At 65.1% G+C, this 23,499-nt stretch carries 25 protein-coding genes; 16 read left to right on the forward strand and 9 right to left on the reverse strand.

The window, feature by feature from the left end; all coding sequences use genetic code 11:
- The first annotated feature begins 359 nt into the window (after window positions 1–359).
- Window positions 360–1,112, forward strand: a complete 753-nt coding sequence (locus tag GJ630_RS03635) for a response regulator (RefSeq protein WP_014041272.1) — start codon at window positions 360–362, stop codon at window positions 1,110–1,112.
- Between the two features lie 48 nt (window positions 1,113–1,160).
- Here the strand turns inward: GJ630_RS03635 and GJ630_RS03640 are convergent, their stop codons facing one another.
- On the reverse strand, window positions 1,161–1,427 hold the full coding sequence (locus GJ630_RS03640) for a co-chaperone YbbN (protein ID WP_008307970.1): 267 nt from the start codon (window positions 1,425–1,427) through the stop codon (window positions 1,161–1,163).
- A gap of 115 nt (window positions 1,428–1,542) precedes the next feature.
- On the opposite strand from GJ630_RS03640, the gene GJ630_RS03645 reads away from it, so the two are divergent.
- From GJ630_RS03645 to GJ630_RS03655, 3 genes are read left to right on the forward strand one after another with little or no spacing between them, the layout of a single operon-like run.
- On the forward strand, window positions 1,543–1,704 hold the full coding sequence (locus tag GJ630_RS03645) for a preprotein translocase subunit Sec61beta (protein WP_004514908.1): 162 nt from the start codon (window positions 1,543–1,545) through the stop codon (window positions 1,702–1,704).
- A 44-nt stretch (window positions 1,705–1,748) separates the two neighbouring features.
- Entirely contained in the window at window positions 1,749–2,123 is a 375-nt protein-coding gene (locus GJ630_RS03650; RefSeq protein ID WP_014041273.1) for a hypothetical protein, read from the forward strand.
- Window positions 2,120–3,520, forward strand: coding sequence for a DUF402 domain-containing protein (locus GJ630_RS03655; RefSeq protein WP_191449404.1), 1,401 nt, complete (start codon window positions 2,120–2,122; stop codon window positions 3,518–3,520). The genes GJ630_RS03650 and GJ630_RS03655 overlap by 4 nt, the downstream gene beginning before the upstream one ends.
- Window positions 3,521–3,549: 29 nt before the next feature.
- Here GJ630_RS03655 and GJ630_RS03660 read toward each other — a convergent pair whose 3' ends face one another.
- Both GJ630_RS03660 and GJ630_RS03665 read right to left on the reverse strand, forming a co-directional pair.
- Window positions 3,550–4,956: an LVIVD repeat-containing protein gene (locus tag GJ630_RS03660; RefSeq protein WP_191449405.1), complete on the reverse strand. Its 1,407-nt coding sequence runs from the start codon at window positions 4,954–4,956 to the stop codon at window positions 3,550–3,552.
- Between the two features lie 45 nt (window positions 4,957–5,001).
- A complete protein-coding gene (locus tag GJ630_RS03665; RefSeq protein WP_014041276.1) occupies window positions 5,002–5,580 on the reverse strand; it encodes an LURP-one-related/scramblase family protein in 579 nt (192 codons plus the stop codon).
- Window positions 5,581–5,714: 134 nt separating this feature from the next.
- On the opposite strand from GJ630_RS03665, the gene uvrA reads away from it, so the two are divergent.
- The gene (gene uvrA / locus GJ630_RS03670; RefSeq protein ID WP_191449406.1) at window positions 5,715–8,696 is read left to right on the forward strand and encodes an excinuclease ABC subunit UvrA; all 2,982 of its coding nucleotides are present in this window, start codon (window positions 5,715–5,717) and stop codon (window positions 8,694–8,696) included.
- Here the strand turns inward: uvrA and GJ630_RS03675 are convergent.
- Window positions 8,693–9,274 carry a DUF3368 domain-containing protein gene (locus GJ630_RS03675; RefSeq protein WP_151103799.1) on the reverse strand — a complete coding sequence of 194 codons (582 nt, stop codon included), beginning with the start codon at window positions 9,272–9,274 and terminating at the stop codon, window positions 8,693–8,695. The genes uvrA and GJ630_RS03675 overlap by 4 nt on opposite strands.
- Complete coding sequence (locus tag GJ630_RS03680; RefSeq protein WP_050007252.1) at window positions 9,271–9,567, reverse strand: UPF0175 family protein; 297 nt, start codon at window positions 9,565–9,567, stop codon at window positions 9,271–9,273. Before GJ630_RS03680 ends, GJ630_RS03675 begins: the two co-directional genes overlap by 4 nt.
- 127 nt (window positions 9,568–9,694) lie before the next feature.
- Here GJ630_RS03680 and GJ630_RS03685 point away from each other — a divergent pair, with 127 nt between their 5' ends.
- The 3 genes from GJ630_RS03685 to GJ630_RS03695 all read left to right on the forward strand — a co-directional run bounded on the left by GJ630_RS03685 (window position 9,695) and on the right by GJ630_RS03695 (window position 13,551).
- The gene (locus tag GJ630_RS03685; protein WP_014041278.1) at window positions 9,695–10,462 is read left to right on the forward strand and encodes a hypothetical protein; all 768 of its coding nucleotides are present in this window, start codon (window positions 9,695–9,697) and stop codon (window positions 10,460–10,462) included.
- A gap of 105 nt (window positions 10,463–10,567) precedes the next feature.
- Entirely contained in the window at window positions 10,568–12,475 is a 1,908-nt protein-coding gene (locus GJ630_RS03690) for a prolyl oligopeptidase family serine peptidase (RefSeq protein ID WP_191449407.1), read from the forward strand.
- Between the two features lie 101 nt (window positions 12,476–12,576).
- Window positions 12,577–13,551 carry a hypothetical protein gene (locus tag GJ630_RS03695; protein WP_191449408.1) on the forward strand — a complete coding sequence of 325 codons (975 nt, stop codon included), beginning with the start codon at window positions 12,577–12,579 and terminating at the stop codon, window positions 13,549–13,551.
- A 42-nt stretch (window positions 13,552–13,593) separates the two neighbouring features.
- On the opposite strand, the gene GJ630_RS03700 is transcribed toward GJ630_RS03695, so the two are convergent.
- The gene (locus GJ630_RS03700) at window positions 13,594–13,980 is read right to left on the reverse strand and encodes a hypothetical protein (protein WP_064288728.1); all 387 of its coding nucleotides are present in this window, start codon (window positions 13,978–13,980) and stop codon (window positions 13,594–13,596) included.
- A gap of 199 nt (window positions 13,981–14,179) precedes the next feature.
- On the opposite strand from GJ630_RS03700, the gene GJ630_RS03705 reads away from it, so the two are divergent.
- A complete protein-coding gene (locus GJ630_RS03705) occupies window positions 14,180–15,262 on the forward strand; it encodes a geranylgeranyl reductase family protein (RefSeq protein ID WP_151103804.1) in 1,083 nt (360 codons plus the stop codon).
- A 64-nt stretch (window positions 15,263–15,326) separates the two neighbouring features.
- Window positions 15,327–16,331, forward strand: a complete 1,005-nt coding sequence (locus tag GJ630_RS03710) for an AI-2E family transporter (RefSeq protein WP_014041283.1) — start codon at window positions 15,327–15,329, stop codon at window positions 16,329–16,331.
- A gap of 20 nt (window positions 16,332–16,351) precedes the next feature.
- Here the strand turns inward: GJ630_RS03710 and GJ630_RS03715 are convergent, their stop codons facing one another.
- The gene (locus tag GJ630_RS03715; protein WP_129755598.1) at window positions 16,352–17,152 is read right to left on the reverse strand and encodes a sulfurtransferase; all 801 of its coding nucleotides are present in this window, start codon (window positions 17,150–17,152) and stop codon (window positions 16,352–16,354) included.
- Window positions 17,153–17,415: 263 nt separating this feature from the next.
- Between GJ630_RS03715 and GJ630_RS03720 the strand changes: the two genes are divergently transcribed.
- From GJ630_RS03720 to GJ630_RS03730, 3 genes are all read left to right on the forward strand, one after another.
- On the forward strand, window positions 17,416–18,276 hold the full coding sequence (locus GJ630_RS03720; protein WP_014041285.1) for a sulfurtransferase: 861 nt from the start codon (window positions 17,416–17,418) through the stop codon (window positions 18,274–18,276).
- 497 nt (window positions 18,277–18,773) lie between these two features.
- Window positions 18,774–19,079 (forward strand): hypothetical protein, encoded by a 306-nt coding sequence (locus GJ630_RS03725; protein WP_008307932.1) that lies wholly within the window; start codon window positions 18,774–18,776, stop codon window positions 19,077–19,079.
- Window positions 19,080–19,492: 413 nt separating this feature from the next.
- Window positions 19,493–20,728 carry an MBL fold metallo-hydrolase gene (locus GJ630_RS03730; RefSeq protein WP_191449409.1) on the forward strand — a complete coding sequence of 412 codons (1,236 nt, stop codon included), beginning with the start codon at window positions 19,493–19,495 and terminating at the stop codon, window positions 20,726–20,728.
- A 28-nt stretch (window positions 20,729–20,756) separates the two neighbouring features.
- On the opposite strand, the gene GJ630_RS03735 is transcribed toward GJ630_RS03730, so the two are convergent.
- Window positions 20,757–20,936 carry a ribbon-helix-helix protein, CopG family gene (locus tag GJ630_RS03735; RefSeq protein ID WP_191449410.1) on the reverse strand — a complete coding sequence of 60 codons (180 nt, stop codon included), beginning with the start codon at window positions 20,934–20,936 and terminating at the stop codon, window positions 20,757–20,759.
- A gap of 152 nt (window positions 20,937–21,088) precedes the next feature.
- Between GJ630_RS03735 and GJ630_RS19875 the strand changes: the two genes are divergently transcribed.
- Genes GJ630_RS19875 through GJ630_RS03745 form a run of 3 tightly spaced genes read left to right on the forward strand, consistent with a single transcriptional unit; the run spans window position 21,089 to window position 22,680 of the window.
- A complete protein-coding gene (locus GJ630_RS19875; protein ID WP_252718711.1) occupies window positions 21,089–21,553 on the forward strand; it encodes a hypothetical protein in 465 nt (154 codons plus the stop codon).
- Window positions 21,553–22,320 (forward strand): hypothetical protein, encoded by a 768-nt coding sequence (locus tag GJ630_RS19880; protein ID WP_252718712.1) that lies wholly within the window; start codon window positions 21,553–21,555, stop codon window positions 22,318–22,320. The genes GJ630_RS19875 and GJ630_RS19880 overlap by 1 nt, the downstream gene beginning before the upstream one ends.
- 57 nt (window positions 22,321–22,377) lie before the next feature.
- Window positions 22,378–22,680, forward strand: a complete 303-nt coding sequence (locus GJ630_RS03745; RefSeq protein WP_014041290.1) for a cupin domain-containing protein — start codon at window positions 22,378–22,380, stop codon at window positions 22,678–22,680.
- A 5-nt stretch (window positions 22,681–22,685) separates the two neighbouring features.
- On the opposite strand, the gene GJ630_RS03750 is transcribed toward GJ630_RS03745, so the two are convergent.
- On the reverse strand, window positions 22,686–23,471 hold the full coding sequence (locus tag GJ630_RS03750) for a hypothetical protein (protein ID WP_252718713.1): 786 nt from the start codon (window positions 23,469–23,471) through the stop codon (window positions 22,686–22,688).
- Window positions 23,472–23,499 lie beyond the last annotated feature (28 nt).

The raw sequence follows: 23,499 nt of genomic DNA on the forward strand, positions 1-23,499 counted from the left end.
CAGCGACCTCGGCGTGCGGTTCCAATAGTACCTTTTTACGTCACCCCCTCTCCTCGCGCGCTCGCAGAGCGCAGCTGTGGGGAGCGGGTTCGCAAAAAATCTTACGCTAAACGACCTTCTCGCTCCCGCTGGTCGCGAGAAGTGAAACCGCTCGCCGCTGGCGAGCGGTATGCTTTACTGCACTCACTCGGCCACCGCAACGACGGCGCTACTGCTACTCCTGTTCCAGCGGCAGCCCTGCCCTTCCCCGACGCCAGCGACGAGACGCTGGCGCGGCCCGCGGCTGGTCGCGCAGTTGGTTATCAAATACCTCAAGATAGGCGTCAACTACTTGCGTACTCTATCCCTGATAGCAAAGAATGGAGACGGAAGACTCGCTCTCAATACTCCATGTCGACGATGACGCGGCGTTGGGAGCCCTCGTCGAAACGTATCTCGAACGAGAAGACAGCGGCCTTGACTGTACTGTCACGACGGAGACGAATCCCAAGAACGCTCTCACGATGATTCGGTCTTCGGAGACGAATTTCGACTGTGTCGTCAGCGATTACAGCATGCCGGAGATGAACGGCATCGACTTCCTCGAAGCCATCCGGGAGACCCACCAGAAACTGCCGGTGTTGCTGTTCTCCGGGGAGGAGACCGGCGACGTCGCCGCCGAGATCATCCAGGCCGGCGTCACCGACTACCTCAAGAAGTCCGTCGGGACGGACCAGTACACGTCGCTCATCCGCCGGGTCGAACACGCCGTCGACTCGGACGGCAGCTTCGAGACGGGCAGCGAAGTCAAACTCAGCGGTGTCGGCGTTATCGGCTCGGACGAACGCTTCGAGCGAGTCGACGAGACCTACGCCTCGTTTTACGGCTACGAGTCGGAGGAACTCGTCGGCAAGCACTGGTCGGAACTCCACCCGAGCAACGAGGTCCAGCACATCAGAACGCACGTCATCCCCGTCGTCCAACGCGGCGGGAAGTGGACCGGCCAGAGCAAAGGGCTGCGGGCCGACGAAACCACCTTCACCGAATCGAAGATGGTGACGGCACTCGACGGCGGCCGAATGCTCATCGCCGTCGACGAAATCGACGATTCGGGGCTGGCCGAACGGGAGTGAGCTAGCGGTCGCTATCGGCTGACGTGACGAACCGCAAAAACGACTGCGTTACGCCGAGGCCTGCTGCAGCGCGTCGTCGATGTCGTCGGCCTGCGTGACGCCGACGAAGCGCTCGACGATGCCGTCGTCGTTCTCGATGATGAGCGTCGGGAGGGAGCGCACCTGGTACTCGTTGGCAACGTCCTGTTCCTCGTCGACGTTGATCTTCTCGAACTCGACGTCCGTCCAGTCCTCCTCGAGGTCTTCGAGGATCGGGTCCTGCGTTTTGCAAGGGCCGCACCAGTCCGCGTAGAAGTCCTTCAGTGTAACCGTCATAGTACTCTGTTCGTGTTAGCCCGCGGTATCTGATAAGGGTTATCCATGTGTACCGGAGGCACGCAATCGCGGGCGACCCGAAAGGCTTAGTGTTGGTGATACACCACCCTGAAGTATGAGTGGCAGCGACGGCGGCGGACTGATGTCCAGTGCGGGACTGGTCCGATATTTCGACGCCGAAGACCAGAACACGATCCGTATCGACCCTCGAACAATCGTCGCGACCGGCGTCATGTTCGGGCTGTTGATGCTCGTGCTGAACGCGATGATCGTGTAGGCGATTCCGCACTGTTTTCCTCTCCCCGCCACTGACTCGCGGGTATGCACTTCACGCAACGCGAACAGCAGGCGCTCCGCGATGCTGGCGTTGAGCAAGCGACCATCGAAGCGGCCTCCGACGCGGTGGTCGAAGCCACCGACGACGCGGCCGGAGAACTGGAAGCCTTCTTCGACGGCCGCGAGACGGTGTACTCCGATATGGATATCGCTCACAGTTCCAGCGAGATTCAGGAACACACCGTCGAATACTGCGACCTGTTCACCCACGCCGACGATATCCGGGGATATCTGCGCTTCGACACTTGGGGCGTCCCGGTCGAGGGCGGACGCGTTCTGAGCGACGAGAAAGTAGAGCTCTCGCTGGGGCCGACAGTCCACGGACGGGTCCGCTTTGCCGCCGACGAGGACGCGCTATGACCGTCCGGGTCAGGGGCATCTACGCAACGGCGCTGACCCAGTTACTGCGCGAGGCGGACCACGAGGTCGTCCAGGCATCGGGTCCTATCGAGGACCGCTTCGACGGCGAGTTCGCCGACGAGCGGGCGGCGGTCACCGTGGTGACGACGGACGACCAGCAGGGCGTCGGCGTCGTGGGGGACCGCGACGTTGCCGAAACAGTCACCGACCGCCTGACTGAAATCGGTCGGGACACGCTCCGCTGGGACGACCCGACGCCCGAGGGCGCTATTTACGCCGGCACGGTAACGGAGACGCTGGGGAGCGGCGCTGTCGTCGACCTCGGCGACGGCGAGGGCTTTCTCCCGTACTCGTCCTCGGACGAGCGCGTCGCGACGGGCGATACCCTCCGGGTACAGGTCGTCGAGGCGAGCGCGCCGTGGACGAACGGCCGCCCCGTGCTGGACACCACCGTCGCGGTTCGCGGGTCGCTCCTCTCGCTCGTGCGCGGCGGGACCGCCAACAGGTCGGGGACCGGCGGCCCGGCGATGCTGGACCTCATCGCCGCGGAGCCCCGGGACGGCTGGGGCGTTTCGTGGGAATCGGTGAGCGAGGACGCGAGCTTCGACGCGCTGGCTGCGGCACTCGACGCCACCAACGACCGTGCGGCGGCCATCGATGCATCGCTCGACGGGGCCGGCGCGCCCGAGGACTGCGCGCCGACCCGTTACGACGAGGGACGTTCGACGGCGTGGCTGTGGTTCGGCCGCGAGAGCCGGTTCGCCCTCGACGAGGTCCGCCGCGAGGTGACGGCGACGATGCCGGGCCACCACCGCGTGAAGGCCGGGGACCGCGCGGCCAGCGCCGCTGTGGACTACGTCGAAGCGCTGTGTGACGACCCCGAAACCGGCGAGACGGACTTCCCCTTCGCCGTAACGACCCGGCAGTTCGGCCCGCAGGTCGGCGGGTCGCTGTCGCTGGGTCACGGCAAGCCCGACGGCCGACTCATCACGCTGGGCAGCGGTGAAGTCCAGGCCGTCGAGAGCGACGGGACGGTGACAATCGAGCGCGAGATGAGCCCCGGCGGCTCCTACGACGCGCTGGGCGTCCCAAAAGAGGCCGGCGACATCGCCGAGACAAAGGTCAAGGAGGGGCGCTGGTGGTATCCGACGGTGTACCGCGACAGCGACGGCGAGAAGAAGGGCACCTACGTCAACGTCTGTACACCCGTCGAGATATTCCCCGACACCGCCCGGTACGTGGACCTCCACGTCGACGTGGTGAAACACGCCGACGGCACCGTCGAGCGGGTCGACGACGACGAACTCGACGCGGCCGTCGAGCGGGGACACATCTCCGAACCGCTGGCCGAGCGCGCCCGGAGCGTCGCCGCCGCTGTGAAGAGCGCGCTAGAGTGACGCAACGGGGCTCAATCAGGCGGGCGAGATCAGTCGCGCCGGCGTCGGGCGCGCCACGCTGCGAGTCCGACCGCCGCGACTGCCGACCCGACGCCGAAGCCGGGACCGCCGACGCCAAGGGAGGTGCCGTCAGCGTCGGTAGCGTTGCCCGCCTCGTCGTCCGTGGGCGTTGGCGTCCGTATCTGCGGGTCGGGGAACGTGTACAGCCCGGGCTGGACCTCGGTCCCCTGGCTCGCGTTCGTGCTCCCGGCGACGAAACAGCCGGCGGCGCGCTGGGCGGTCCAGAACGAGGTCGTTTCAGTGTCGCGCCACTCGAACGCGAGTTCAGGCGCGGTCGGGTCCGTCAGGTCGTGGACCCGGACCCCGCCGTTGTACCACGCCGAGTAACAGCGGTTGTCGGTCAGTTCGAAGTTGTGTGCCGTCGTAAGGATGCCACCCGGCGATGGGTCCGAGGTCGGCGGCGGGTCGAGCGTCGACAGTAGTTCGGCGTCGGTCGGGTCGCTGATGTCGTACAGGTCGATGCCGCTGGGGCCGCCGCTGTCGTCGTCCGCGAGGTCCCATGATTCGCCGCCGACGCCCAGCAGCGACGCGTCCTCATTGACCGTCACGAAGTGGTCGTTGCCCGGCGGTTCGCTCCGCTCGGTCCCGGGGTCCTCGATGGCGGCGAGGTCTTCGGGGGAGCGCCCGCGGACCTTCGCCACCAGCGAGATATCACTCGGGTCTGATACGTCGACGACCCACGTCCCGCCGTCCCAGTACGCCAAGTAGGCCCGGTCGTCCTGCACCCACACGTCGTGCAGCGGCCAGAGACTCGTCGGCACGTCGGTCCAGGCGTCGCCGGCGTCAAGCAGCGACCACTCGCCGACTTCCTCTTCGGCTTCGATATCGGCCACGAGCAAGGGGTTGCCGTCGCGGTCGTTTGCGGTCAGATAGGCGTAGCGGCCGTCAAAGTGACAGTTGTGGACCCGTGTGTCCAGTTCGAGGCCCGCGATTCGCTCCGGAGCCTGCCGGTCGCTCACGTCGAAGACGACGAGACCGTGGGCTCCGTCAGCGGGGTGAGCGGGACCGGCGGCCAGCAGCCGTGAGCCGCTGACAGCGAGGTCCTGTACACGCTGTATTGGCCCGTCATCGCTCTCGGCCAGCAGGTCGGTCCGTCGGCTGAGCAGTCGCGGACTGGTCGGCGTGACGAGGTCGACGAGCGCGATGCCGTCCCCCGTCGCGACGTAGGCCGTGTGTCCGTCGAGGCTGGTAACGACCTCGTACACCGTCTCCATCTCTAGCACGCCCAGCGGGTCCTCGCCAGTCGGGGTGTCGGAGGCCGCTGGCTCGGCTGTCCCATCTCCGGTCGGCATCGGATGGCCGCGGGTCGTCCCCGTAGCGAGGCCGACACCTGTGCCTGCGAGGGCGAGTCGTCGGAGGACCGTCCGGCGGCGCATAGCCGTCCATGCGGGAGCCAGGGCAAGAAGGATTCCGGTGAGGGGTCAGTTCCCCTGAATCGCGTCGATAACCATCGCCGCGGCAATGATCGGCTCCTTCGGAACCGTGCTGGCGTCGTCGATAGTAATCTCGTAGCGGTCTTTCAGCGAGAACTGCCCGTCGATGTTGCCGACGTGGTTGCCGTCCTGATCGCTGATCTCGTACTTGTGGGGAATCCAGCCGCCGAACGGGACGACGTTTCGGGCGATGGTCACGAGCGCGCCCTGTGAGGTGATCTCGGCGATCTTCGCCTCGGTACTGGCGTCCCGAATCTTCCACGTATCTTGGAAGATGGAGTAGTCGTTGTCGAGGATGACGATGTCTTCGCCGGTCTTGGAATCGGTCAGGACGTAGTTGCCGGCCACGTCGATGATGCCGCCGGCCTTGACCTGGAACACCTCGTTGTCGTTTGCGTCGACGAACGGGAACTCCTCTTTCATCTTCATCATCTTCTGTTTCCCGCGGAGGACGACGTTCCCGGCGGCGTCCATGGCTTTGTACTTGTTGCGGACCAGACTCTGTTCGACTGTGTAGCTGTCGTCGGAGAGGTCGATCCCCTTGATGTCGTAGTCGCTCGTTCCCATACCAATCTCATATTCGATATTCGTGGTAAATCTTTCGACGTACTGTTCAAAATAAAAACAGTCACGCGCCTGAAGTCGTCCGCCGAGGCCCGAACCGACAGGGTTTCCCCCCTGCCGGCCAAGTAAAATCCAAGATGAGCAAGGATATAATCGAGGTCCGGGGGGCCGAGGAACACAACCTCAAGGACGTCGACGTGGAGATCCCCCGCGAGGAACTGACAGTCGTCACCGGGCTGTCGGGGTCGGGCAAATCCTCGCTCGCATTCGAGACGGTGTACGCCGAAGGCCAGCGGCGCTACATCGAATCGCTCTCCGCCTACGCACGGAACTTCCTGGGGCAGATGGACAAGCCGCAGGTCGAGAACGTGGAGGGACTCTCCCCTGCAATCTCCATCGACCAGAAGAACGCCGCCAACAACCCCCGTTCGACGGTTGGGACCGTCACCGAACTGCACGACTACCTCCGCTTGCTGTACGCGCGCGTCGGGACGCCCCACTGTCCGGAGTGTGGCCGTGAAGTCGGTGAGCAGTCCGCACAGAACATGGTCTCGCGGATTCTGGAACTCCCCGAGGGGACCCGCGCCAAGCTGTGTGCGCCGGTCGTCCGCGACCAGAAGGGGGCCTTCGAGGACCTGTTCGACGACCTCGTGAGCGAGGGGTACAGCCGCGTCGAGGTCGACAGCGAGGAGTTCGACCTCACGATGGACCGCCCCGACCTGGACGAGAACTACGACCACACCGTCGACGTGGTCGTGGACCGCGTGAAGATATCGCCGGACGCCCGCTCGCGCATCACGGACTCCGTCGAGACGGCACTCGAAGAGGCCGACGGGACGCTGAAGGTCATCCTGCCGGACCCGCCCGGGGGCGCGGCGGAGACGCTCGGCGGGTCGGATGCCAGGGCGACCGGCGACCTCGCCGACGGGGAGGAGGACGGCGACGGAACCGCCTCGGATCGCCTCGTCGTCGAACTCTCCGAGGATCTGGCCTGTACCCACTGCGGTATCGACATCTCCGAAATCGAGACGCGGTCGTTCTCGTTCAACTCGCCGCACGGGGCCTGCCCGGAGTGTGAGGGGCTGGGCGAGACCAAGGAGGTCAGCGAGGATCTGGTCATCACCGACCCATCGAAGCCGCTCAAGCACGTCTTCGAGCCCTGGAGCTACGACCGGACGTACTACTCACGGCAACTGGACAACGTCGCCGAGCACTTCGGCGTGGACCTTTCGACGCCGTTCGAGGAACTCGACGAATCCATCCAGCGGCAGTTCCTCTACGGGACCGACAGCCGTGTCCACTTCGAGTGGCGGACCAAGAACGGCACCCGAGAGAAGACCGAGCGCTTCGAGGGCGTCATCCCGAACCTGGAGCGGCGACACGTCGAGACAGACTCGGACCGCGCTCGCGAGCACATCGAGGAGTTCATGGCGACCACGACGTGCCCGGCCTGTGAAGGGACGCGGCTCAAAGCCGAATCGCGGGCGGTGCTCGTCGACGGCACCTCGATCACCGAGGTAAACGAGATGTCCATCAGCGACGCGCTGGCCCACTTCGAGGGGATGGAGGAGCACCTCTCGTCCCGGGACCGGAAAATCGCCGAGGAGATTCTGAAGGAGATTCGCGCCCGCCTCGGCTTCATGACCGAGGTGGGTCTGGACTACCTGACGCTGGACCGCGAGGCCTCGACGCTCTCTGGTGGTGAGAGCCAGCGCATCCGGCTGGCAACGCAGATCGGCAGCGGCCTCGTCGGCGTCCTCTACGTCCTTGACGAACCCTCCATCGGCCTCCACCAGCGGGACAACGACCGCCTGCTGAACACGCTGGAGGAACTGCGGGACCTCGGGAACACGCTGCTGGTCGTCGAACACGACACCGAGACGATGCGCCGGGCCGACCAGATAATCGACATGGGTCCCGGCCCGGGCAAGCGCGGCGGCGAGGTCGTCGTCAACGGCCCGATGGAGGAGGTCATCGACACTGAGGCGTCGGTGACCGGGGAGTACCTCTCGGGCGAGCGGACGATTCCGGTGCCCGACAGCCGCCGCGAGGCCGACGGCGAACTCACGGTTCGGGGCGCTCGCCAGCACAACCTCGCCGACCTCGACGTGTCCATCCCGCTCGGGACGTTCACTGCCATCACGGGCGTCTCGGGGTCGGGCAAGTCCACGCTGATGCACGACGTGCTGTACAAAGGGCTGGTCCGTCGGATGAACGACACCGACGTGAACCCCGGCGAGCACGACGCCATCGACGGCCTCGACAACGTCGAGACGGTGCGGCTCATCGACCAGTCGCCCATCGGCCGCACGCCGCGGTCCAACCCGGCGACCTACACCAACGTCTTCGACCACATTCGCGAGCTGTTCGCCGAAACGAACCTGGCGAAACAGCGCGGCTACGAGAAGGGCCGGTTCTCGTTCAACGTCAAGGGCGGCCGCTGTGAGGGGTGTGGCGGCCAGGGGACGGTCACCATCGACATGAACTTCCTCTCGGACGTGACGGTCCCCTGCGAGGAGTGTGGCGGCGCGCGGTACAACGACGAGACGCTGGACGTGACCTACAAGGGCGCGACCATCGCCGACGTGCTCGACATGACCGTCAAGGAGGCCTACGACTTCTTCGAGAGCCATTCGGGGATTCGCCGCCGGCTGGAGCTCCTGAAGGACGTGGGCCTGGATTACATGCGCCTCGGTCAGCCCTCGACCACCCTCTCGGGCGGGGAGGCCCAGCGGGTGAAACTCGCCGAGGAACTCGGCAAGAAGGATTCGGGCGAGACGCTGTACCTGCTTGACGAACCCACGACCGGGCTCCACCCCGAGGACGAGCGCAAGCTCATCGACGTGCTCCACCGGCTCACCGACGACGGCAACACGGTGGTCGTCATCGAGCACGAACTCGACCTGGTGAAAAACGCCGACCACATCATCGACCTCGGGCCGGAGGGCGGCGAGAACGGCGGCGAACTCGTCGCCGAGGGCACCCCGGAGGACGTGGCCCGGACCGACGCGTCCTACACCGGGCAGTACCTCCGTGACCTGCTGCCGAACGTCGACCTAGAGGGGCCGCGAGCAGACCGCGAGCTATCGGCCGAACAGCCGGCTGCGGACGACGACTAATCGGCCGCGTCGTCGATCAATCGCTCCACTCGCCTCACGAGACTCGCACTGAGGCGGGCTCCGACTTCATCCATCGCATAGAGCGTCTCCTTTGCGGCGTCCGGATCAATATCCCCGGTTTCCACGGCACGGACGAGTACACCGATTGTCCCCGAAACTGGTAGCGATATTGACTTACAAGCATTCCGGAGCGGTTTGTCATCGGTGATGACGACACACTCGTCCGCAAGTCGAGCGCCGGTGAGCAGTGCAACATCGCCGTCGACGATCATTGGAACTTTTCTTTCGGTATCAATTACTGACCCAGGATCGTTCCCGAGTCGAGCTGCTGAATCGGAAACGAGTTCATCTTGATCTTCCTCTCCGGCCCAGGCGAGAATATTAGTTTGAACGATACTCCCTTCATCTATGCAGGTGTCGAGTGCTGATTTAGCAGGCTCTTTCGAGATCTCGAATTTTACCGCCCGAGGGACGGCCAATCCGCCACGCACGGAATCGAGTAAATCAATCGACCCGGTTTCAGCTAATGTAATAATAACGCTCGCATCAAGAAGTACGACCCGCCCGTTCCAGGTCATCGAAGTGCGTCTACGTCGTCGGCCAGATCGACCTCGTCGTAGTTCGACAGAACTCCGCGGTCGTTCGCTTCAGCCATCATCTCCGCGATGGTGAGCCCTGCCAACTCCGCCGCACCGCGCATCCCGACCGCTCCGTCCTGATAGCGCTGGAGGGCGACCCGAACGAGTTCCTCGCGAGCGCCTTGCCGGATCGCCTGTCGGATCGCGTCGCTCCGACTCTCTCCTTTCGCCTCAGCGAGACGCGCCACCAGATCGAGTTCCGTATCGCTCATTCGAGTAGTGACGTTCTCCATGCGAAATGCAACGTATTGCATCGTATTAAGCGTGCGGTCATACCTGAGAGTGATGCCGTGTTCCGGGATAAATCTCCGCACCCGCCACCAACGTTTTAGTCGACGGCGAAACCTGATATAGCCAGCTATGGCGCAGTCGACAGCGGACCGCATCGAGCGGAAACGGGGTATCGGTGGGCTGGCGAAGCAAGCGAACCCGGCCTTTGCCGTGGGCGCAGTCGCAGTCCCGCTCATTGCGTTTGCGGGGGCCGTCGCCAGCGGCAACATCCGGGCGCTAACCTACGTACATGTGATGGCTGGGGTGCTGTGGACCGGCATCGACCTGTTCATGGGGCTCGTGTTGGGGCCGGTGCTCGGCGGCCAGGAACCAGAGGCGCGGGCCGACTTCTTCGCCTCGTTCACGCCCAAGATGACGTTCCTGATGCCGTCGCTGGCGACGGTGACTATCAGCGGCGGCATCCTGCTGGCGCTCCGCCTCGGGAAGTTCCCCAACGCCGACCCGTGGCTGGCGATTCTGACCGCCGCGACGCTGCTTCCGGTCGTTCTCCTCATCGGCTACCAGTTCGACGCGCTGACCGACCCGAAGACGCTGGGCGTCCTCGGCGTCGCCGTCGTTGGTTCCGGCGCGTATCTCGCGGCCACGCTGCCGGCCTTCGCGATGACCTCGTGGTGGATCGTCGCCACGCTCGGTATCGTGACGCTGCTGTCCGTGCAGGGCTTCGGGGTCATCCTGCCCGGCGAGGTCCGCATCTACCGGCAGGTCGTCTCAGAGAACCCGGACGTGGACCTGGTCTCCGAGATCGGGATGCGAAACGCCAGGCTCGGGGGCCTGCAGGGGCTGCTGCAACTGGCAATCGTGTTCGTGATGGTCGGCCTGCGCTGGTGGACGCCGTAGTCTGTGGGTACCGCCCATCGGGGGCGACAGGAACAGTCATCCTTACCACATACGCTCTCGTGTCGGCAGAACAACTACAATCTAGCCGGAGTTAGCACACGTCGTATGTCCGACCCTGAAAGCGGTGCGACGGACCCCGAAACGGTACTGGAGGAACTCGCCAGACTCCCGACGCTGGCCCATCCGACGGCGTCCCCCAACGGCGACGAAGTGGCCTTCTACTACGACGTGAGCGGGCGCAACGAGCTTCACGTCCTTGACGTCGAGAGCGGCACCCACGAGCAGTGGAGCGACGGCGAAGTTCCCCGGAACGCCCGCTGGCACGTCGAGTGGGGAGCCGACGGGGAGCGGGTGTTCTTCCACCTCGACGACGACGGCAACGAACAGAACGACGTGTACGCCATCGAGCGCGACGGGTCGGTCGAGGCAGTCGTCGAGATGGACGGGCAGGTGGTGATACAGGACGTCGGCAGGGACGGTGAGGCCCTGCTGGTCGGGTCGACACGCGACGGCCAGATGAACCTCTACAGCCACGACCTCGGGAGCGGCGAGACGGCGAAGCTGACCGATTACGACCGCGCGGTTCACACGGGCATCCTCTCACCCGACGGCTCGCAGCTGGCATACACGACCAACGAGACCGACGACTTCGACAACATGGACGTGTACGTCAGCGACGCTGACGGGGCAAACCCGAAGCCCCTCGAAATCGGTGTCACCGGCGCGGAAGCCGCCCCAGCCGACTGGGGACCCGACGGCGACCGCCTGCTGGTCGTGGACAACAGCGAGGACCTGTCCCGGAGCGGTGTCTACGACCTGGCGACGGACGAGGTAACGTGGTTCGGCGGCGAGTACGAGGAGGAGCCACAGGCGCTCCTGCCCGACGGCGAGCGGTTCTTGGCCGTTCGGACCCGCGAGGCCACGAAGGTGCCCGTCGTGTACGCCATCGAATCCGGCGAGGAGCGCGAACTCGACCTGCCAGAGGGCGTCGCCTCCTTCGGCATGATGGGCGGCGACCCGGTGCTTTCCGGGGACCGCCTGCTGGCGCTACACACGACGCCGACGCGCCGCCCCGAACTGCTCGCCTACGACCTCGACACCGACGAGACAGAGGCGCTGGTCGAAGCCGAGTACGGCCCGTTCTCACCTGACGACTTCGCCGACGCGGAGTACTTCACCATCGAGTCCGACGGCGTGCCAGAGACGCGGCAGGCCGCCGTCGAGTACGACTCCTACGACACGCTGGAGATCGGCTGTCTGCTGTACGATTCCGGCGAGCGGCCGTCGCCGCTCATCGTCAATCCTCACGGCGGCCCGCGCGGGATGGACAGCAAGTCCTTCGACCTCTACACGCAGTTCCTCGTCCAGCAGGGCTTCTCGGTGTTGCAGGTGAACTACCGGGGCTCGACCGGCCACGGCCGCGAGTTCATCCGCGAACTGTACGACGACTGGGGCGGGGCCGAGCAGGGCGACGTGGCCTCGGCCGCCGAGCACGTCCTCGCGACGTGTGAGTGGGTAGACGAGGACCGCATCGTCGTCTTCGGCGGCTCCTACGGCGGCTACTCGGCGTACTGGCAAATGGTCCAGTACCCTGACCTGTACGACGCCGGCGTCGCCTGGATCGGCCTCACGGACCTCGAAGACCAGTACGAGAACACGATGCCACACTACCGGACTGAGCTCATGGAGAAGAACATGGGCACCCCGGCGGAGAACCCGGAGCTGTACGAGGAGCGGTCGCCCATCACCCACGCCGATAACCTCGACGCCCCGCTGTTCATCGTCCACGGCGTCAACGACCGTCGAGTCCCCGTCTCGCAGGCCCGCCTGTTCCGCGACGCGCTCGAAGTCGCCGGCTACACCGAGGGACCGGACGGCGATTTCGAGTATCGGGAACTCGGCGAGGAGGGCCACGCCTCCTCCGACATCGAGCAGAAAACGCGGCTGTTCCGCCTGCTCGATGGCTTCCTCGACCGCCGGATCGGGACCGAAACGGTCGCCGCCGACGACTAAGCTCGGCGGCTGCTTCGCCGCGCTGTACGTCTTCGCGTTGACGCGGTCGGTCAGTCGCTGACACCGCCAGTGTTCTTGGCTCGGGCGTCGTACAGTCGGCCATGCACACCGCCTACGCTGCGCTCGGTGACCGCGTCCTCGTCGGCGACGGCCACAGCGGCTGGGACGACGGCCTCATCGGTCACGACATCGAGTGCGTCGCTGCAGGAGCGGCGGAACCGGACCGTGCCTTCGTGGGCACCGTAGACGCTGGTCTCCAGCGGACGACCGATGGCGGAGCGACGTGGGAGTCGGCCCTTGACGCCGGGGACCGCGTGACGAGCGTCACAGTCAGCCCACACGATGCCGACGTGGTGTGGGCCGGAACGGAGCCGAGCGCGGTCTATCAGTCGACCGACGGTGGAGAGACGTGGACTGAGAAACCCGGGCTGACGGAACTGGACTCGGCTTCGCGGTGGTCGTTCCCGCCGCGGCCCGACACCCACCATGTCCGGTGGATCGCCCTCGCACCGGACGACCCGGAACAGGTGTACGCCGCCATCGAGGCCGGCGCGTTCGTCCGCAGTCCCGACGGCGGTGGGAGGTGGGTCGACCACCCCGAGGGCGCGCGGCGGGACAACCACACGCTGGCGACTCATCCCGATGCCCCGGACCGGGTGTACACCGCCGCCGGCGACGGCTACGCGCTGTCGACCGACCGCGGCGAGACATGGACCCACCCGCAGGAAGGATTAGAACATCGGTACGTGTGGGGGCTAGCCGTCCATCCTGACGATCCGGACTGCATCGTCGTCTCGGCCGCCAGCGGCCCCCGGTCGGCCCACAGCACCAGCGGCGAGAGCTACGTCTACCGGTGGGACGGCGACCGGTGGAGACAGTCGATGGACGGTCTACCGGGGCCGGCGGGACTGGCCCGGCCGATTCTCACCGCCGACCCGGACGACGGCTTCCTCGCGCTGACGAACCACGGCCTGTTCCAGTCAAAGCGCGGGGAGACGTGGACTCGGGAGGGTCCCGACGGCGTGGGCTGGCCGGTCGAGTACGACCAGGTCCCGAGCGGACTGGCCGTCGTGTGAGGGGCGGCCGAGCAAGTGGCCGGCATCAGAGTCCGTCCGCAGCTACGCCAGTCGGAGCAAAACGGCACCGAAACCACTCGTCACGGCCGTCGCAACGGTCGCGAGCAGGAGAATCTTCGCCGCTTTTCGCCGGTCGGCGCGAACAGCCTCGCTTGCGTCGACGCGCCCGCTTTCCCCGCCCGACCCGGAGAGGTCGTAGCGGGCGAGTGCCCCGAAGGCGACGCAGAACCGGAAGTAATCCTGCAGCGCGCCGACGTACCCGCCGAAGACGAAGGGGACGGTCGCCCACAGCGACAGGTCGGGTATCGCGCCGAGGGTGGCGGCGAGGGCGATACCGATGGCGACCGCAAACGACGCAATGGCCGACAGCCGGCGGGCGCGGCGCTGGTTCGCTCCGATGTTACACACCCCAGGCTGATATTCTGCCATAGGCGGTGACAGGGGCTACACCGACAAATACGCCCTGCTTCGGCTGGTGACGCGACGGCCGTTTCGGCGGTTGGCCGAGAAACAGGCTCATTCGCGAGTCCCTGGGACGGATAGCTGACCCAGCGGTCGTCCGGAAAACGGGTACAACAGTCCGTCTGAATCGAGAAGCTATTTGGTTCGTGACACCGAGAGAACGTGTATGCACGATGTTGTGGTGGTCGGCGCGGGTCCGGCTGGGTCCCGGTACGCGCGTCAGGCGGCGAGCCGGGGGCTCGACGTGGTGGTGTTCGAACAGGGGGAGATCGGCAAGCCGCTGGCCTGCTCGGGCCATGTGAGTACAGATATCTGGGAGTTCACCGAGGACGCCCGCGACGAACTGTTCCAAAACGAGATCTCCGGCGCGCGGTTCCACACCGGCGGCCCCGGGAGCCAAGACCACCCATTCTACAAGGATGAGGTCATCTCGAACGTCATCGACCGCGTCGGCCTGGACAAGCACCTCGCAGGGTTGGCCCGCGACGCCGGTGCGGACGTTCGAGAAGCACACTCCGTCGTCGGGGTCACCGAGGACAGGGACGGCGTCACCGTGGAGGTCCGCGGCGACGACGGCGTCGAGGCGCACCGAGCGAAAATGGTTGCCGGCTGTGACGGCCCGAAGAGCCGCGTCCGGCGGGAACTGGACCTGCCGGAGCCCGACGAACTGCTGCACGGCGTGCTCGGGTTCAGCGACGAGGTGGACCACACCGACTTCGTCGACGTTCACCTCACAGTCCCGCGCTTTTTCGCCTGGCGCATCCCGCGGGGCGAGGCCGGCGTCGAGTACGGGCTGGCTGTGCCGCCGGGCGACGACGCTCGCGGCCGCTTCGAGGCATTCGTCGACGGCTACGGCGTCGAAACCGACCACCGCTGTTCCGGACTTATCCCCATCGGCCCGCCGAAGCGGGTCACCGGCCGGCGGTCGTTCCTCGTCGGCGACGCCGCCGCCCAGACCAAACCCTTCACCGGCGGCGGTATCCGCTACGGCATGACCGCGGCCGACCACGCGGCCCGGGAAATCGACCCGGAGGACCCGGCGACGCTGGGCGAGTACGAGCGTGCGTGGCGCGACGACCTCCGGCAGGAGATCCGCCTGGGCCACGCGGTTCGGGCCGGCTACTCCGCGCCGGAGCCGATACAGAAAGCCGGGATGAAGGCCTTCGAGGGCGAGATCGGCGTCCACATGGACCGGCCGACGACGCTGTTCTCACGGGAGCAGTTGGCGGCGCTGTTCTCCCGGTCCTAACGGACCTGTTACTCGCCTGGCGTGTGCAGATAACGTTTTTACCGACCGATAGAAAAGGTCGGGCGTGGTAACACGCCGACGAACCTACGTCCTCGCGGGCCTGCTCGTTCTCACCGGCTGTCTGACGACAGTCCTTCTCGCGCGAGTGCTATCGACGATATTCTTCGCAATCACAGTCGCATACGTCCTGTTCCCCGTCTCGAAGTGGCTCGGGCGCCACGGGCTCAACAAGCGACTGTCGGCGGCCGTGACGACTGGTATCGCCTTCGTCAGCGGCACACTCATCGTCGTCCCGCTCGGGGCCGTGCTGTATCTCCGCCGTCGTGACCTGTTTTCGTTCTTCCAGCAACTCCCACCGATGGTGACCATCGATGTCGGCGGGTTTAGCTACCCGGTCGAGATCGCGCCGACGTTGCTATCAGCGCGACGGATACTCACGGATTTCGCAGTCGACCTCGCGGCAGAATCGCCCGTCCTGGCGCTGAAAGCCGTCCTGTTTACGATTCTCGTCTACGCGATGCTGTGGCGGCCACAGGCGCCCAAAAAGGCCGCCTATCGGACGGTGCCGGCGTCGTATCACGAGGTCGTCAACCGACTCCATCAGCGACTCCGGGGGACGCTGTACGCGATTTACGTTCTCCAGGCGGCGACGGCGTTCGGGACCTTCGTCGTGGCGTGGGTCGTGTTCTGGCTGCTGGGCTATCAGGGCGCGTTCGCGCTGGCGGTGGTCGCCGGCATCCTGCAGTTCGTCCCCGTCATCGGCCCCAGCGTCGTCGTCCTTACCATCGCTGTCGCGGACCTCATCAACGGAAACATCACCGGCGCGATACTGGTGACCGTGTTCGGCCTCGTCTTCGTCGGCTTCCTCCCCGACGCAGTCATCAGGCCGAAACTCGCCCGCTACACGACCGGCCTCCCGGCCAGCCTCTACTTCGTCGGGTTCACCGGCGGCGTGCTGACGCTGGGCGTCATCGGCTTTATCGCCGGGCCAGTCGTCATCGCGCTGTTGGTCGAACTGTCGTCGCTGTTGACGAACGAGCGGCAGGGAGACCAGCAGCAACTGAGCTGAGCCAGCAGTCGGTATAACAGTTAGTTCGTCTCCAGCGGCCGCCCCTGTGCCTCCCATTCGGTCAGGCTCCCTTCGTAGAAATCCACCTGCTCGAAGCCGAGATGCCGGAGAACGACGTACGTGTGGCTGATTCGCCGAGCGGTGTTACAGTAGAGGACGATACGTTTCTCGGGGACGATACCTGCACGTTCGAGAACAGATCGCGCTTCGTCTTGCGGAAGCAGTCCCCGCGTCTCGTCGTCGACGAGGGCCCGCCAGTCCAGCAGGACCGCACCCGGGATGTGGCCCTCGTCGTACTCCCCGTCCTCGCGTGTGTCGACCAGCACCGCGTCAGGGTCGTCCGCGGCGTCAGCGACCGCGTCCGGACCGACCAGCGGCGTCGCGTCGGGACGAGTCAGCTCGTAGTCGGTCGGCTCGACAGCCGGCGTCTCGCTCGACGTTTCCCGTTCGAGTTGCCAACTGGAGAAGTCGCCGTCGAGGAGATGGAGCCGGGCGGGGTCGTGGCCGAACAGTTCTGCGGTGACCAGAAACCGCGCGGCGAAGACGCCGTGGTGGTCGTCGTACGCGACGATGTCGCTCTCCGGGGAGACGCCGGCCTCCGAGAGCAACTGTGCCCAGTCGTCCTCGTCGGGGAGCATCCCTTCGCCAGCGTCGGCGTCGGACTCCGCGCCGTGTTCGTCTGCCCGGAACGAATCGAAGGGCACGCTCACCGCATTCGGGAGGTGGCCGAGGCCGTCGTACTCCCAGGCGTCGCGCACGTCGACGATTCGGATACCCTCGCCCTGGCTCGCCACCCACTCCGCAGAGACGAAATCAGTCATTGTCGTGGCGTTACCGCTCTGTCCGCTTGAAAACTCCCATCGCAGTCGGTCGAAGGTGGTTGCAAATATTGCTCGTTCTCACGGGAGAACAGAGCGAGCTGTCCCGGACATGGTACTCCATGGCCCTTATTCCCTCCACCGCTGGAACGCCGTCTTTCGGCACCTCCAAATAGGGGTAATATATGCCGCCAGGGTGGATGAGTGGCCGAACATGCCGAAAGTCGTGGTAATATATGTCTGGTAGACTTACGCTTCGACGCACTATGACTGACTACGCTAACGACGTGCTCGTCTCGGCCGACTGGGTCAGCGAGCATCTGGACGAGTTCCAGAGCGACGACCCCGCCCACCGACTGGTAGAGGTGGACGTCGACACGGAACTGTACGACGAGAGCCACGCACCCGGCGCAATCGGCTTCAACTGGGAGACGGACCTCCAGGACCAGACCACGCGGGACATCCTCGACAAGGACGACTTCGAGGACCTGCTCGGTGCCCACGGCATCAGCGAGGACTCGACGGTTGTGCTCTACGGTGACAACTCCAACTGGTTCGCCGCCTACACATACTGGCAGTTCAAGTACTACGGTCACGACGACGTGAAGCTCCTCGACGGCGGTCGCGAGTACTGGGTCGAGAACGACTACGAACTCACCGACGAAGTGCCCGAGTTCTCCGAAGTCGACTACGAGGCCGCCGGTCCGCGCGAGTCCATCCGCGCCTACCGAGAGGACGTCGAGAACGCCATCGAGCGTGAACTGCCGCTCGTCGACGTTCGCTCGCCCGAAGAGTTCTCCGGCGAAATCCTCGCACCCCCTGGACTCCAGGAGACCGCCCAGCGCGGCGGCCACGTACCCGGTGCCCAGAACATCTCCTGGGCGGCCGTCACCAACGACGACGGCACCTTCAAGGACTACGACGAGCTCGAAGAGCTCTACGCCGAGTACGGCATCGACGGCGACTCCACGACGGTCGCCTACTGCCGCATCGGTGAGCGCTCCTCCGTCGCCTGGTTCGCCCTGCACGAACTGCTGGGCTACGACGACACCATCAACTACGACGGCTCCTGGACCGAATGGGGCAATCTGGTTGGTGCGCCTATCGAGAAGGGCGAGGCTGAGTAAGCGACAGCGTACGAAGCCTCGAATCGAAGCGGCGACCGACGGGAGCCGCGGAGAAGGGCGAGGCCGACGACTGAGCGTAGCGAAGGAATCGGCCTCGTAGCGGAACGGCGACCACCGGGAGCCGTGAAGCAAGGCGAGGCCGAGTAAGCGAAGCGTACGAAGCCTCGAATCGAAGCGGCGACCGACGGGAGCCGCGGAGAAGGGCGAGGCCGACGACTAACGCGAGATTCGACGTAAGGAGAATCTCGGTTGAGCGAGCGGGCCTTGTCCGCGAGCAGTGAAGCGAAGGAATCGGCCTCGTAGCGGAACGGCGACCACCGGGAGCCGTGAAGCAAGGCGAGGCTGAGTAAGCGACAGCGCAAAATCGGAGACCGACTTTCGAATTTTTGTAGCGTTGTTCGGAGCCGGTAGCGTCGCCGAGACGGTGGCGGCCGTTCCGAACGGCTATCTCCCGACGCCGAAATACAGCGGTGTGCCCAACCGTACATTCAAGTCAGATGCGGGTCGTACACCCGAATGTGGACCGAAAGGAACTCGAACGGGAACTCCGCGACGCCTTCGACGCCGACCCCGATATCGTCACGGTCGTGGCCAGACAGGCGCGGGACCTCTCGGAATCGGACCAGTTCGTGACCGACTTCGGGGCGGAGCTGACGGTGGGGGATGTCGTCGACAACCTCGCGGACGCGCCCGAGGACTATCAACTCGCCGAGCGGTGGAACTGGTGGCTGGGTGCGCTTGACCTCTCACACGGCGGCTACGCGCGGTTCAGCGTGCGACAGGACATCGACAAGACGTCCTGACCTGTCGCTGTCGGTGTTTCTGCGTGGATGAGAAAAACGGCGCGACGCCAGTCAGTGTACGCTAAGCCCGTGTGCCTCTCGTGCGTGTTCGAGGAGTTCCTCCGTCGTGTCGAACTCCTCACCGCAACTGCACGTGTGGTACGTCGTCGGGGGTTGCTGGCGTGTCGCCATGACAACTGAACAATGAGCCCCGAGTATAATAATTGTTTATGCTAGCGTGATAACACTGCCCAGCCGACGTGTTATCTTTACACAATACCACAACCGGAAAGACTCCCTTGACAGTTCATAGCCCCTAAGAACCCGGATATCGTCGTGTTCCGGTTCATAGATATTCCGCCTTCCCGGCGGTTGATGGCACGATTCGGTCAGAACCGACGAACGGAAACGGGCGCGACGCTTCCGTCGGTATAATGGATGTGCAGTTTCTCGGCGGGGCGGGTGAGATCGGCCGGAGCGCCGTCCTCATCGACGAGTCGCTGCTGCTGGATTTCGGAATGTTGACCGACTCACCGCCACGGTTTCCGGTGCGGACGCCGTCGCCGGACGCCGTCGTCGTCTCGCACGGCCACCTCGACCACGTCGGGACCATCCCGGCGCTGGTGTCGGGCGACGCGCGGCCGCCGATTCACTGGACGCCGCCGACGTACGAACTGGCGATGACGCTCGCACGGGACACGCTCAAACTCCACGGCGGGACCGTCAACTGTCCGTTCACCGAGACCAACGTCAGACGGGTCACACAGGTGTCAGAGACCCACGGCTACCGCGAGTCGTTCGAGGCCGCCGGCTACGAAGTCACGTTCTACAACGCCGGCCACATCCCGGGGAGCGCACACGTCCTCGTCGACGATGGCGACACCCGACTGCTGTACACGGGTGATTTCCACACCGACGACCAGCGCCTCGTCTCGGGGACGACGGCACGCCCCGACGCGGACGCGATTATCTGTGAGAGCACCTACGCCGATGTCGACCACGAACCCAGGGAGACGGTCGAGGAGCGGTTCGTCGAGAGCGTCGAAACGACGCTCTGGGAAGGCGGGACCGTCGTCGTGCCTGCTTTCGCCATCGGCCGAACCCAGGAGATGCTGCTCATCTGCGAAGCGCACGACATACCCTGTTACGTGGACGGGATGGGCAAACAGGTGACCGAGATGCTCGGGCAGTACCCCGAGTTCGTCCGCGACGCGGACGCGCTCCAGCGGGCGAAATCCCACGCCCGGTTCGTCACTGGGAAGGACGGCCAGCGAAAGCGCATTACCGACCAGAAGGCGGCCATCGTCACCACCAGCGGGATGCTCTCCGGCGGCCCGGCGATGACGTACATCCCCGAAATCCGCGGGAATCCGATGAACAAGATCACCATGACCGGGTATCAGGTCGAGGGGACGCCGGGCCGAGACCTCATAGAGACCGGCAGCGCCGAGATAGACGGTCGGATTATGCCGGTCAGCGCGCGCGTCGAGCAGTACGACTTTTCGGCACACGCCGACCGCGATGGGTTGTTTGCGTACCTCGACAGCTACCGTGACACGCCGGTACTCGTGAACCACGGCGACCGCTGTGAGGCTTTCGCAGCCACGCTCCGGCAGGACGGCTATGACGCGACAGCGCCCGAGCTAGGCGCGACCGTCGATATCCAGTAGGCGGTTACGCAGGCGACCTCGGCCACGTTCAGTCACTCTCGTCTGCGTCTCCGGTGGCACGCTGCTTCAACCACTCGTCAAGCAGGTCGCGGACCGCAGCGTCCCGGTTGTCGCGATGGTCGGCGAACGCCTTGTCATCAATCGCGTCGAGCAACTCCTCATCCAGTTCGACCGCAACCGATTCGAGGTCCAGAAACGCTTCGTCCATTGATTACGGGGAGTTTGACCGCCAGCGAAATATATCCTCGTCAGACAGCCGTCGGTCAGTCGTGTGACAGAGGCCGCGACGACGAAAAATTCCAGAAGGGTTGCAGGAACCGCCGTGCTTTGATTACGACTCGTGTTGTATCCACGGCAGTGATGGGTTCGCTACAGTCTCTTATCGGTCCCCACCGGCTCGACGCGCTCGGCGCGTGGGCGATAACGGGAATTCTCATCGGGGGCGTCGGACGGTTCGCGGCCGGTGGCCACTTCGATTGGGCAGTGCTCACGGCACTCCTCGTCGCTATTGCGGTCACGGTTCCGTTTGCCACGCGGGACCTCGAAACGACGGTGCCCGCGGAGTTGCTCGGACTGGTCGCGGTTCCAGTACTCATCCGGGCGGTTGGCGGTTTCCCGCAGGTCACCCCGTTTCTCGTGATCGCCGGGGTCGCACTGTTGCTGGCCGTCGTCCTTGATGCGTGCACCTCACTGACGATGACGCCACGGTTCGCGACGGTGTTCGTCGTCATTGTGACGATGGCGTCGCGGGCGTCTGGGCGGTCGGTATCTATGCGGCCGACACGCTACTGGGGACCGCGTTTCTCGATGGACAGACAGAGCTGATGTGGGACCTCGTCACTGCGGCAGCCGCCGGTCTCGTCGCTGGGGTCGTGTTTGAACTGTACTTCGAGCGCTCGACCCGCATCGCCCGACTGCGCGTCTCAGGAGCTGACGCCTCGGAGTTTGACCAGCCGGACGCGTCCCTTCCTGGAAACGGCACGCACCATCGCATCGCTGCCCGTGCGCTACAGGCTGTCCTCGGTGTACTATCTGCATTCGCACTTGCGCAGGGCAATGTGACGCTGTTCGTCAACAGCGGCGGCCCGCTGGCGATAACGTTCCTGCCAGCGCTGTTCCGCCGGGAGTACGGCTACGGGATGAACACTGGTCTTGTGCTGTGGATCACGGTGGCGTCGACGCTGCACGCGGCCGGCGCGTTCGAACTGTACGAAGCGTTTGGCTGGTACGACAGTCTGGCCCACGCCGTCTCGGCGTCGCTCGTGGCCGGCGTGGGATACGCGATCGCACGAGCAGTCGAACGCCACTCCGGTGCGGTTGCTTTCAACAGGAAGTTCCGCGCGACCTTCGTCGTTCTGTTCGTCCTCGCGGTGGGCGTCGGCTGGGAGATCCTGGAATTTGCCAGCGGCGGCATCGCGTCGATTATCGGCGGCGAGGCGGTCCTCGCCCAGTACGGGACGAGCGACATCGTGAACGACCTCGTGTTCAATACGGTCGGCGCACTCGTCGTCGCGGGCTGGAGCACCGCCCACTTCGAGGGTCTCGCGGCCCGACTCACCGGGCGGGTCGGGCGGCTCACAAGCGGTGATTGAGTCCCTGACGTCCTCTGTTCCCGAAAGCGGCTCTACGGTGCAGACGGACCGAAACGTATGGAGCAGGCACATCTCGATTTCGACCGCTACTTCGAGGTCGCAATGGAGACCGACGAGGCACAGGCCGCGGAGATGACTGTCGAGCCGGGTCGGTCCGTCGGCGGCCCGGAAAACTATCACGAGCACAGCGACCAGTGGCTGTTCGTGGTCAGCGGTACCGGCGTCGTCACCATCGACGACGACGCCCACCGGGTCGACGCCAGCGACCTCGTCCGCATCGAGGCCGGCGAACGCCACGGTCTCGAAAACGACGGGGACGAGCCACTGGAGACGGTCAACTTCTACACGCCGCCGCGATAGCCGTCTCAGGACTCGGTGTCGTCGACCGGAGACAGTTCGTAGCAGGTGCCGTCCCGAAGGACGAAGGGCACGTCCGATGCGATAAGCGCGCGGGCTGCCTCACCAGTGATAGTCGCCGCCTCATCCGGCCGGAGGGCCGTGTCGAGCGCCTCAGCCTGCGCGTCGGCGAGCGACAGCGGTTCGAGCGTTACACACCGGGCGCTATCCGTCGCCTCGACTGCATACGTGACTTCGGCGGGCTTGTCGCCGTTGACTGCAAGCGAGAACACGTAGTACGAGCCGTTGTGGACGTACACCGAGCTGTTCGGGTCGAAGCCGCCCACGTCGGAGTCGTAGCGATGCTCGCCCGAGTCTATCGCGTCGATGACAGCGCGTCGGTCGCTGTCGGGGAGGTCGTCGACCCGTACCGTCGACTCGTTTCCGGGGTCGTCGACTTCGCTCACGCTGTATTTGTTGATGTAGCCGCCGAATCCGGTCGTTCGCTCCGCGACTGCGTACGTCTCGCCGTCGAACGCGAAACAGCCGAACTCGTGAAACACATGCGCCCACTCGTGGGCTGTCACGTCTGCCGAGGGGTCACGGATGGCTGTTTTGAGTGCATCGGTCGTCTCGGAAAAGACACCGACAGTCGCCGTTTCGGGCACTGCTGCGGCGTCGATCGGTGACAACACTACCGGGGTTGGCGTCGCTGTCGCCGTGGCTTCTTCCGTCGAGGAGTCGTCGCCGAGTCCGGAACAGCCGGTCACGAGCGTACAGGCGATGGTTCCAAGAACGGTCCTGCGGGAGGGCACAGTCGCCGATTTCTGGGCGACCGGTAAA

Origin of the sequence: Haloarcula sp. CBA1122 (assembly GCF_009741785.1) — an archaeon.
Taxonomy (GTDB): Archaea; Halobacteriota; Halobacteria; order Halobacteriales; family Haloarculaceae; genus Haloarcula; species Haloarcula hispanica.

Coding starts and splice junctions, on each gene's coding strand:
- GJ630_RS03645 (WP_004514908.1), top strand. CDS start 1,543: ATGAGTGGCAGCGACGGCGGCGGACTGATGTCCAGTGCGGGACTGGTC.
- GJ630_RS03700 (WP_064288728.1), bottom strand. CDS start 13,980: ATGGCAGAATATCAGCCTGGGGTGTGTAACATCGGAGCGAACCAGCGC.
- GJ630_RS03665 (WP_014041276.1), bottom strand. CDS start 5,580: ATGGGAACGAGCGACTACGACATCAAGGGGATCGACCTCTCCGACGAC.
- GJ630_RS03640 (WP_008307970.1), bottom strand. CDS start 1,427: ATGACGGTTACACTGAAGGACTTCTACGCGGACTGGTGCGGCCCTTGC.
- GJ630_RS19880 (WP_252718712.1), top strand. CDS start 21,553: ATGTGGGACCTCGTCACTGCGGCAGCCGCCGGTCTCGTCGCTGGGGTC.
- uvrA (WP_191449406.1), top strand. CDS start 5,715: ATGAGCAAGGATATAATCGAGGTCCGGGGGGCCGAGGAACACAACCTC.
- GJ630_RS03660 (WP_191449405.1), bottom strand. CDS start 4,956: ATGCGCCGCCGGACGGTCCTCCGACGACTCGCCCTCGCAGGCACAGGT.
- GJ630_RS03675 (WP_151103799.1), bottom strand. CDS start 9,274: ATGACCTGGAACGGGCGGGTCGTACTTCTTGATGCGAGCGTTATTATT.
- GJ630_RS03655 (WP_191449404.1), top strand. CDS start 2,120: ATGACCGTCCGGGTCAGGGGCATCTACGCAACGGCGCTGACCCAGTTA.
- GJ630_RS03650 (WP_014041273.1), top strand. CDS start 1,749: ATGCACTTCACGCAACGCGAACAGCAGGCGCTCCGCGATGCTGGCGTT.
- GJ630_RS03730 (WP_191449409.1), top strand. CDS start 19,493: ATGGATGTGCAGTTTCTCGGCGGGGCGGGTGAGATCGGCCGGAGCGCC.
- GJ630_RS03690 (WP_191449407.1), top strand. CDS start 10,568: ATGTCCGACCCTGAAAGCGGTGCGACGGACCCCGAAACGGTACTGGAG.
- GJ630_RS03725 (WP_008307932.1), top strand. CDS start 18,774: ATGCGGGTCGTACACCCGAATGTGGACCGAAAGGAACTCGAACGGGAA.
- GJ630_RS03720 (WP_014041285.1), top strand. CDS start 17,416: ATGACTGACTACGCTAACGACGTGCTCGTCTCGGCCGACTGGGTCAGC.
- GJ630_RS03715 (WP_129755598.1), bottom strand. CDS start 17,152: ATGACTGATTTCGTCTCTGCGGAGTGGGTGGCGAGCCAGGGCGAGGGT.
- GJ630_RS03635 (WP_014041272.1), top strand. CDS start 360: ATGGAGACGGAAGACTCGCTCTCAATACTCCATGTCGACGATGACGCG.
- GJ630_RS03705 (WP_151103804.1), top strand. CDS start 14,180: ATGCACGATGTTGTGGTGGTCGGCGCGGGTCCGGCTGGGTCCCGGTAC.
- GJ630_RS03695 (WP_191449408.1), top strand. CDS start 12,577: ATGCACACCGCCTACGCTGCGCTCGGTGACCGCGTCCTCGTCGGCGAC.
- GJ630_RS19875 (WP_252718711.1), top strand. CDS start 21,089: ATGGGTTCGCTACAGTCTCTTATCGGTCCCCACCGGCTCGACGCGCTC.
- GJ630_RS03745 (WP_014041290.1), top strand. CDS start 22,378: ATGGAGCAGGCACATCTCGATTTCGACCGCTACTTCGAGGTCGCAATG.
- GJ630_RS03680 (WP_050007252.1), bottom strand. CDS start 9,567: ATGGAGAACGTCACTACTCGAATGAGCGATACGGAACTCGATCTGGTG.
- GJ630_RS03685 (WP_014041278.1), top strand. CDS start 9,695: ATGGCGCAGTCGACAGCGGACCGCATCGAGCGGAAACGGGGTATCGGT.
- GJ630_RS03735 (WP_191449410.1), bottom strand. CDS start 20,936: ATGGACGAAGCGTTTCTGGACCTCGAATCGGTTGCGGTCGAACTGGAT.